This window comes from Caballeronia sp. LZ003, from assembly GCF_031451465.1.
Classification (GTDB): domain Bacteria; phylum Pseudomonadota; class Gammaproteobacteria; order Burkholderiales; family Burkholderiaceae; genus Caballeronia.
In genome coordinates, this window is the sequence record NZ_JARUXJ010000002.1 from 122218 (window position 1) to 131489 (window position 9272).

Genomic DNA, 9272 nt, shown 5'->3' on the forward strand with positions numbered 1-9272 from the left:
TGGCGCGAGCTCTAATTCAACGGGAGCAATCATGCATTTCGTTATCAACGGCAAGGCAGTCGACCTGGACTTCGATCCAAGAACGTCGCTGCTCGATCTTCTGCGTGAACATCTCCATCTTTTTGGCGCTAAGAAAGGCTGCAATCAAGGTGCATGTGGCGCTTGCACGGTGCTGGTCGATGGCACGCGCATCAACAGTTGCCTCGCGTTGGCCGTTCAATATCAGGACCGCGAGATCACCAGCGTCGAGGGACTCGGCGCACCGGGGGCGCTTCATCCACTTCAGGAAGCCTTCGTCGAGCATGACGGTTTTCAGTGCGGCTACTGTACGCCCGGTCAAATCTGTTCGGCTATCGGAATGGAAAAGGAGTTGAGAGGCGGCGTGCCGAGCTATGTCAGCGAGGACGTGAGTGCGGAAGGCTTCTCACTGACCGATGCGGAACTGCGCGAACGGATGAGCGGAAACCTGTGCCGCTGCGGTGCGTATAACGGTATCGTCGACGCCATTCAGATCACGTTCGGAAAGGTTCAGACGCAGAAAGAGTCCGTCGAGCAAGGGGTCGAACAATGAATCCCTTCACCTATGAACGCGCCCTGGATCAGCAGGCGGCGCTGACGTCCGGCGTCCGTTCGGATGCAAAGTACCTAGGCGGCGGCACCAATCTCGTCGATCTGATGCGAGAGACGATCGAGCATCCGACGATGCTGATCGATATCACGGGCCTCTCATGCGCCATCGAAGACACGGATGACGGCGGCCTGAGAATCGGCGCCGGCGTAAAGAACACCGCCGTGGCCGCTGACCGGCGCGTGCGCGAACGCTACCCGCTATTGTCCGAAGCCATCCTTGCAGGCGCTTCCGCGCAGATTCGCAACATGGCAACGGTCGGCGGCAATCTCCTGCAACGCACCCGCTGCGGCTACTTTTACGATGATGCCGCCCGCTGCAACAAGCGCGAGCCGGGTTCGGGCTGCGATGCAATGGACGGATTCAACCGCATGCACGCCATCTTCGGCGCGTCCTCCGCGTGCGTGGCCACGCATCCCTCGGACATGGCGGTGGCGCTCGCCGCACTCGGCGCGAACGTGGAAGTCGAAGGCCTCAATGGTGCGCGTCGTATTCCCCTGGTCGATCTTCACGTCCTGCCCGGCGACACACCGAACATCGAAACGGTGCTCGAAGCAGGCGAACTGATTACGGCCCTTACGTTGCCGCCTGAATCGGCGGGCCGATCCGCCTATCGCAAAGTCCGTGATCGATCTTCCTATGCCTTCGCGCTCGTTTCCGTGGCGGCGGTTCTTGACGTGCAGGGCGGCATGGTCAAGGAGGTGAAAGTCGCCCTGGGCGGTGTCGCGCACAAGCCGTGGCGCGCCTTCGCGCTCGAAGCGGCGCTCAAGGATGGACCCGCGACCGAAGCCGCGTATCGCGCTGCCGCAGCGGCGGAATTCGCGTCCGCTCGAGGTCTTCGCGACAACGCCTTCAAGATCGAACTGGGTCAGCGCGTGATTGCCGACACACTGGTCAAACTGACCGCTCGCAAGGAGATCCGCTAATGCCTATCCTCAAGGACGCCGCGCAGGCGGTCATGAAAAAAGCCATCGCCCTCGCACCCGATAGCTTCATTCCCGGCGGCAAGCCGGACCCTTTGATCCTTCACAAGCACGGGCTGATCGGCGCACCGGTTAGCCGTATCGACGGACCGTTGAAGGTGTCCGGTCAGGCGACTTTCTCGGCCGAGTTTCCTGTCGATGGCATGACGTACGCGGCACTCGAGTACGCATCGATAGCGCGCGGCCGCATCGTGCAGATCGATACGTCGGCGGCGGACGCCGCGCCGGGCGTCGTGCTCGTGATGACGTACAAGAACGCGCCGCGTCTGAAGCCGATGCCCGCGTTCATGACGAAGCCCAAGGCCGCGGGTGGCGACGATGTGCCGATCATGCAGGACGATCAGGTTCACTGGAACGGTCAACCGGTTGCGCTCGTGCTGGCCGAAACGCAAGAGCAGGCGGACCACGCGCAGTCGCTGATACAGGTGACTTACGAGACCTCAGGCGATGCGGTGACGTCCTTGGCGGCAGCGAAGGCGCACGGCTCGGAGCCGGGCGTGTTCCAGGGCGAGCCGCTCAAGCTCGAGATCAAGGATGCCGAGGCAATGCTCGCCTCCGCGCCGCACAAGATCGACGTGCGCTACACGACGCCGCGTCACAATCACAATCCAATCGAGTTGCATGCGGCGACGCTCTATTGGAAGGACGAGACGCTGCGTATCCACGATACCGTGCAGGCGGTCGCGCACGAAGCGTGGACCATTGCGCAGGTGTTCGGCATCGACGAGAAGGACGTGCATGTCACGTCACCGTATGTCGGCGGCGGATTCGGTTCCAAGACTATTTGGCAACACCAGGTTTTGACCGCGGCTGCATCGAAACTCGTGAAACGGCCGGTGCGGATCATGTTGACGCGCGAGGGCGTATATCGCATCGTCGGTGGACGCACGCTCACCGAGCAACGCGTGGCGCTCGGTGCCCAGGCTGATGGAACCCTGGACGCGTTGATTCATACCGGCACGGTCGCCATGACGCCTCATAACAACATGCCGGAGCCGTTCATCTTGCCGGCAAAGAGCGCATATGCGTCGCGCAGTTTTCTGCTCGATGTCGAGACCGTCAAGATGAACATGACGGCCAATACGTTCATGCGCGCGCCCGGCGAGGCGGTCGGCACCTTCGGGCTCGAATGCGGCATCGACGAACTCGCGCACGCCATGGGCATGGACCCTATCGAGTTGCGACTCAAGAACGAGCCGGAGAAAGATCCGACGACGGGACTGCCATTTTCCCAGCGCGGAATCGTCGAGGCATGGAAGACCGGCCGTGAACGATTCGGTTGGGCCGAGCGCGGCGAGCCGGGCGCACGCCGCGACGGCGACTGGCTCGTTGGCGTGGGCTGCGCAACGGGAACGTATCCGTACTATCGGATGCCCGGCGGTGCGGCGCGCATCACGCTCAATAGCGCGGGGCGTGCGACCGTCAGCATCGCCGCGCACGAAATGGGCATGGGAACGTCGACCGCGCAGACGCAAATCGTGGCCGAACGCCTTGGACTCGCCATGGAGGACATCGAGTTCAAGTACGCCGATTCACACTTGCCAGGCGCGGTGCTCGCGGGCGGTTCGCAGCAGACGGCGGCCATTGGCGCTGCGGTGATCGCGGCGCATCACAAGCTCGTGAAGGAACTGCTCCGTCTTGCGGGCAACAGTTCGCCGCTGTCCGGTCTTTTGCCCGACGACGTTGGCGGCCACGACGGCGGCCTTTGTGCGCTCGACGACGAAACCCGGCACGAACGCTACGGCGCCATACTCGCTCGCGGTCAGCGCGATGAAGTGACCGTGGAGGCCGAAGCCCCGATGCCTTTCGAATTGCAGCACTGGTCGATGCACAGCCATAGCGCGCTCTTCTGCGAAGTGCGTGTGAACGTCATCACAGGTGAGATTCGCGTAAGCCGTTTTCTCGGTTCGTTCGATTGCGGCCGCATCATCAATGCCAAGACGGCTGCAAGCCAGTTTCGCGGCGGCATCATCATGGGACTCGGCCTTGCGCTCATGGAAGAGACTCAATTCGACGAGAGAAGCGGCCGCGTGATCAATCCATCGCTTGCCGATTACCATGTCCCAGTTCATCTCGATGTCCCGAGAATCGATGTCATCTGGAACGATGAAGCCGATCCGCACACGCCGATGGGCGCGCGTGGCGTCGGCGAGATCGGTATCACGGGCGTGGGTGCGGCCGTGGCGAATGCGGTTTTCAATGCCACGGGCAAGCGGGTTCGGGATCTGCCGATCACGTTGGATAAGGTGATGTGAGGTTTCGGCGCGGGCGCGGACTGTGTACGTGTTCCGGTGACCTTCAAGGTAATCAGGTTAGAAAGACGTGGCCGGTTGCCGAACCAGAAGTGAACGTCGCGCACGCATCGCTTGCCGGGCATCGCGGGCTACGCGATCGTTTGGCGAAGACATGCGCGACGCTCGCTTGAGCAGGCGACAGCCAGCTCAAGCCTTCAGCGCCTTCAGCCTATTCCAGTCGAACTCGATTCCATGCCCCGGCCTTTCCGGAGCGATAGCAAAACCGTCCTCGATACGAAGCGGTTCGGCCAGATACTTCTCCAGCCCGAAACCGTGCGCTTCGAGATAAGAGCGATTCGGAACCGCCGCGAGCAAATGCACGGTCACGTCATGGGCGCCGTGGCTGGTGACGGGAAGGTTGTGCGCTTCCGCGAGATGGGCGATCTTCATGAACGGCGTGATGCCCCCGCAATTCGTGACATCGGGCTCCGGGTACGACACACGACCGATGGTGATCATCTGCTGGAACTCCCAGATCGTGCGCATGTTTTCCCCTGTGGCGACCGGCAAGCCGCCTTCGCTGACGATCCTCGCGTGACCCGCGATATCGTCGGGAATGGTCGGCTCTTCGAGCCAGCCGGGGTTGAACGGTGCAAGTGCGCGCGCGGCGCGGATGGCCTCGTCGACGGACCATTTCATGTTGGCGTCGACCATCAGCGGGAAGCTGTCGCCGAGCATCTCGCGCATGGCCGCGACGCGCGCCACGTCCTCCGCCAGATTCTTGCGTCCCACTTTCATCTTGATGGCGCGAAAGCCTTGGTCGATGAAACCTTCCGCCTGGCGCAACAACTGATCGAGTGGAAAGTCCAGATCGACACCACCCGCATAGACCGGCACCTTGGGATCGTAGCCGCCGAGCATGCGCCAGAGCGGCAGGTTCGCGCGCTTCGACTTCAGGTCCCAGATCGCCATGTCGAAAGCGGATAACGCGAGGACAGTCGGGCCGCCGCGCCCACCGTAATGCATGGCCCACCAGATCGATTTCCAGAGCGCTTCGGCCAGGTCCGCATCCTGATGCCGGGCCAGTTGGGCGATCTCGTTTGCCGCCGCCTGAACCGAACGGCCGTTGCGCCCGACGGTGTAGGTGTAGCCGACGCCTTGGGCGCCATCGGCATCGCGAACGGTTACCGTGACCAGCTCGAAATTGGGAATGAGGCCGTGCGTGCTGTCGGACAGCGGCACGGGCAGGGGAATGCGGAAATAGTCGCTACTGACATCACTGATGATCGCCATGACACGTCCTCACGATTGATCAAACGAAAGATGATGCGCGCCACCACTGCGTGCTTACGCCTCTGAGCCGCTGTCTCCTTGCAGCCGTGCGGAACGTCGACGGCGCGCTTCCGTATCGACGAGATGTTCCAGCATGGCGGCGCTCGCGCGCGGGTCGTCGCCGCCGATAATGGCATCGAGCACCGCCTTGTGCAACGGCAGCGAGATCGCGTGAGTTTTCGTCGGGCGTCGAGTTGGTCAAATGAAGCGGAGCCATTCGCGCCACGGACCCTGGTTCGGCGGGCGATCGCGCGCTTGCACGATGAGCATCGAACGTTCCTCAGGCGCATCGATAGATGACCGACTCAAGTCGCGACGGCTCGTTGTTGCGGCATTGGCCACTGCGCTTGGCGGCTATTTTCGCTCGCGGCATGACAACGCAGTTTGCGGCACGATACGGTATATGTAGCCCAAGGCCACGTGGCTCGGGCTCGATTGAACCGTTCATCTCAGACCATACGAGGCACTATGCGCATTGGATTCATTGGCACCGGCACGATCACGCGGGCCGTCGTGACCGGAATGATTCGGTTCGACGTTCCTTTTGAACACATTCGATGCGCTGTCGGCAGTCACGGCAACCATGGCCAGTTTCTACGCGCTACTGGAAGAGCAGGCTGCGTGGCTCGTTCGCCAAGGGCTGCCGTATGAGGCGGCCCGATCGTTTTTGTCGGGCTATCACGTCGGCTTGGCACACGCTACGACGCGAGGCGATCAACCGTTCTCGAAGATGATAAAGGAGTCGAGCACGCCGGGCGGCATCAACGAGCAGCTTCACGCGGAGTTGCAGCAGAAGGGGACTTTCGCGAGTTATTCGGAGGCGCTTGATCGGATCATGCGACGGGTTCAGGGGAGGGAGTGAGGCTTGCTTGGGTTGTTCTGGGACGCATACGAACTTAATCGACATTATGATATTAATGTCTAACTTGGCGATTAGGTTGAGTTGATTTTTTGCGTATTACGTTGATTATCTTGACCCGTATTTATTTTCATTCGCTTTTTTTCTGAAGGAATGTCCGGACGTTGCCGATCCTGCAAGGTCAAATTGGCACGCTCCACGCGGCCCTTGGCCTGACTCGTGCTTGCTCAAAATGCGTCGATGTTGAGCTCGTACAAGGCTCGCCCGAATTGCGTCACGCCTTTGCCCGCCGTGCTCGAACGGTTCTTGACATTGAACACACTGGCCTTGTCGCTACGGAACGCCATCGGTTTGCCGTGTGCGCGCAAGTACTTTGACAGCGCCTCGAAATAGCTGAAGGTCGACTCGGTCGCGGTGAAGTGCAGCGTCATCAGCCGTCCGGTGGTGTCATCGATAAACACAAGCAGCGTGCATTGCGGCGCTCGCTCTTCAAACCAGCGATGTTCACTGCCGTCGATCTGAATCAGCTCACCCAGGCACGCACGCCGATTACGCGGCTGGTGAATGCTGGGCGGGCGCTGCTTGCGGGGAACCCAGAGTCCTGCGGCCGTCATCAACGTTCGCACTGTCTTGACAGCCAGTCTGATGCCGTGGCACTCCCGTAACTTCTCGCATGCCAAGGTAGATCCGAAGTCGGCGTAGCGCTCGCGGATCAACCCAAGCGCGCGCTGCGCCACGCCCTCAGGTAGTCGATGATTGCTCGCGCGTGCGCGCTTAAGCGAGACCAGACCGAGCGCACCGGTCGCTCGATAACGCAGCATTCGCCGCTCGACCTGTCGCACGCTCAATTCCAGCCGCTCAACGGCCCGGCCCGGCTTGAGCTGCCGCTCGACGACAGCCTGAATGACCCTGAGGCGATCCACTTCGTGCATTGACATTGTGAGGGTCCCGGTCGTGTTCATCGCCAGCGCTCCTCAAACGCTTGTCTGGCAACGAAGCTACGTCAAAAGGCGACATCTCTACTTGGCAGAAACACGACATTTGAACTTGGGACCTACAGTCAGATAATCGATAATTAGGATTATGTAAAGTTTTGCTAGCTGTGGTCGAAGGGTGATTCATTAGACAAAAAACGGCGCCTACGTTATTGTATCGCCCCCACTTAATCTCCCTGGGGAATCTAAGTGCCCACACAGGTACGACATGGCCGCATCGAGGATTTTCTCGCCCTAGCAGATGGGCTTTCGTGCAGGGACATCGCGCGTTTACTTCGCTGCTGCCTGCGTACAGTCAAAAATTATGTCGCTGGTCGCTCGCCGATTCCTTGGCATCGAATCGAAATTCTTCGCACATTGCTCGACGATTCCCGCGACGCACCGAAATGCAAGTGCATACGCGGAGATCCAAACGAAGATGGGAGCGTGGTCGCAAACCTTGAAGATGGCATAGCAACCGAAGACGTTCCGCCTGAAGAGCTGCTCGCTTGGGTTGGAACTCATGCCCCACACTACCTCTCTAGCAAACGCAGCTTCTCTCACTACGTTAAAGGCTGGAACGTCGTCGACAAGATTCGACGCGCTAAACGCGAAGGCACGTTTCGATCGGTGCAATCGAGATGGAGGAAACTTGCTCTCGATCTGGCCACGTCATGGCGTTCCGGGAAACTATTCTCGGCCGCACCGGCGTACTTTCGCAATCGCAACTAGTGTAAAAATTTTGGACAGAAAGTATTGACAAGGCTGACCCGCTGACTGCGCTGGCACGCGCGCAAATTCGGCCGCTGCCGCCCATGCTTCCACTTCATTCGCGTAGTCTTCGGGTAGCACCTTCAGATTGCGATCGCTTTTGCCCCCGATCACAACGGACTGACGCTTGCCCGCGCGGTTGTGATGCCCGTGTGTACGCACCCCAGCGTAGCTTTCGCGCTGCGCGATATGATAGCGATGGCTGCCACCTTCGCGTCGCGTGAGATTGACTTGGGTAAGCGTGCAGTCGCTTGCCTTTTATTTCAGGCTGATTTGGGTGAACAACAAATGCAGATCCTTCACATTCATCATCGCGTCGAATCGTCCGGAAAGGCGAGTCACCGATGACATATCATGCGCTTGCAGCCTCAGCCGTCTTTTCGAAGACGAGGATCTGCGAGCGACCAAACATGAGTTTGTAGCCGTTCAGAAGTTTGGTCAGTGAGCTGACCCCCGGATATGTACCCGGCGGCGTCCCTTTGACAATGCGACTCGTCCAAAGATACGAAAACGGCTTCATCGTTAGGTAAAGCGGTATGAGCACCTTTCGTTTAGATCGGTCGACACGTATTTCAGTGAGTCTACATCCCATGGAACCAAAGAAGTAGATCAAGTGAAGAGGCGTATATGGACTGATATGGCCACGGTCGAGCAACGTCCCATTGCTTTGACGCATGTTGTTCGCGCCGAATTGAAAGAACGTACCTGTGAAAAGAAACTGAAAACGAGAATAAAGGTTAGCGATGTTTGGTGTCGAAATAATTATCCGGCCTAGCGGCGCTGTCACTCTAACCAATTCCCGCATCAGACCTATCGAGTTGACTACATGCTCGATCCCTTCGAGGCACGTCACGACATCGAACTCTCCGTTAGACCATGGCAGAGGAGCCTCCATGTTTGCGCGAGTAGATCCTGGCCAACCGTTGATGTCTGCTTTAACGACCTGATGTCCTAGCTCTTCGAGTGTGGATCCAAAGACGCCGCACCCGGCCGGAATGTCAAGTATTCGCTCGTTTCCACGAGAGTGCTCTGCCAAGTAGGCAAGCACAATTTCCATATACCTCGTCATGTCTAAACGGTCAAAGCTGAAACCCGGTTCCATTTCGCCTTGTAATTCGGATGAGAAACGTATGAAGATACCATTTCAGCCTTGCTTTCAACAATATGACCTTGTCTGAAAAAAGCAAAAAATCGAAAGCAAGCCGGGACGTCCGCGATATGAACGCATGCTGTAACCGCCGAAGGTCCCTGCAAGCTAACTTCCTCGCTCAAGAAGCGCGCTTGCGAAAATGAGATCGGTGCTTGGCTGTTGTAGGGTCATCCCGCACTTCCAGTTCAAGTGCGGTTGTAAAGCCTGCGTCGCCCGTGAGCGTGTGCATCACCCTTCTGACAAGCCAAGGCGTGTCATCAATTTCAGGCTTGAAGCCTTTGATCGTCACTGGCAGCTCGGGAAACACCTCCGCGCGGCCGCGTGCCAATGTGTAATCCATC

At 59.1% G+C, this 9272-nt stretch carries 7 protein-coding genes and 2 pseudogenes; 4 read left to right on the forward strand and 5 right to left on the reverse strand.

The genetic code is table 11. The features are described 5' to 3' along the window. The first annotated feature begins 31 nt into the window (after window positions 1–31). Genes QCE79_RS15225 through QCE79_RS15235 form a run of 3 tightly spaced genes read left to right on the forward strand, consistent with a single transcriptional unit; the run spans window position 32 to window position 3866 of the window. On the forward strand, window positions 32–571 hold the full coding sequence (locus tag QCE79_RS15225) for a 2Fe-2S iron-sulfur cluster-binding protein (RefSeq protein ID WP_250468302.1): 540 nt from the start codon (window positions 32–34) through the stop codon (window positions 569–571). Then, window positions 568–1554 carry a xanthine dehydrogenase family protein subunit M gene (locus QCE79_RS15230; protein WP_309845584.1) on the forward strand — a complete coding sequence of 329 codons (987 nt, stop codon included), beginning with the start codon at window positions 568–570 and terminating at the stop codon, window positions 1552–1554. Before QCE79_RS15225 ends, QCE79_RS15230 begins: the two co-directional genes overlap by 4 nt. Beyond that, on the forward strand, window positions 1554–3866 hold the full coding sequence (locus QCE79_RS15235; RefSeq protein WP_309845586.1) for a xanthine dehydrogenase family protein molybdopterin-binding subunit: 2313 nt from the start codon (window positions 1554–1556) through the stop codon (window positions 3864–3866). Before QCE79_RS15230 ends, QCE79_RS15235 begins: the two co-directional genes overlap by 1 nt. A 186-nt stretch (window positions 3867–4052) precedes the next feature. On the opposite strand, the gene QCE79_RS15240 is transcribed toward QCE79_RS15235, so the two are convergent. Both QCE79_RS15240 and QCE79_RS15245 read right to left on the reverse strand, forming a co-directional pair. Further along, window positions 4053–5138, reverse strand: coding sequence for a mandelate racemase/muconate lactonizing enzyme family protein (locus QCE79_RS15240; protein WP_309845589.1), 1086 nt, complete (start codon window positions 5136–5138; stop codon window positions 4053–4055). A 54-nt stretch (window positions 5139–5192) separates the two neighbouring features. Next, a complete protein-coding gene (locus QCE79_RS15245) occupies window positions 5193–5321 on the reverse strand; it encodes a hypothetical protein (protein ID WP_309845590.1) in 129 nt (42 codons plus the stop codon). A 400-nt stretch (window positions 5322–5721) separates the two neighbouring features. Between QCE79_RS15245 and QCE79_RS15250 the strand changes: the two genes are divergently transcribed. Next, on the forward strand, window positions 5722–6039 hold the full coding sequence (locus tag QCE79_RS15250; protein WP_309845592.1) for a pyrroline-5-carboxylate reductase dimerization domain-containing protein: 318 nt from the start codon (window positions 5722–5724) through the stop codon (window positions 6037–6039). A 164-nt stretch (window positions 6040–6203) separates the two neighbouring features. Here QCE79_RS15250 and QCE79_RS15255 read toward each other — a convergent pair. The 3 genes and pseudogenes from QCE79_RS15255 to QCE79_RS15265 form a co-directional block, all read right to left on the reverse strand. Continuing rightward, window positions 6204–6998 (reverse strand): annotated as a pseudogene (locus QCE79_RS15255) (ISNCY family transposase); the annotation flags it as partial. Window positions 6999–8133: 1135 nt separating this feature from the next. Beyond that, entirely contained in the window at window positions 8134–8883 is a 750-nt protein-coding gene (locus QCE79_RS15260) for a methyltransferase domain-containing protein (RefSeq protein ID WP_309845594.1), read from the reverse strand. Between the two features lie 166 nt (window positions 8884–9049). Next, a pseudogene (locus tag QCE79_RS15265) lies at window positions 9050–9272 on the reverse strand (phage late control D family protein); the annotation flags it as partial.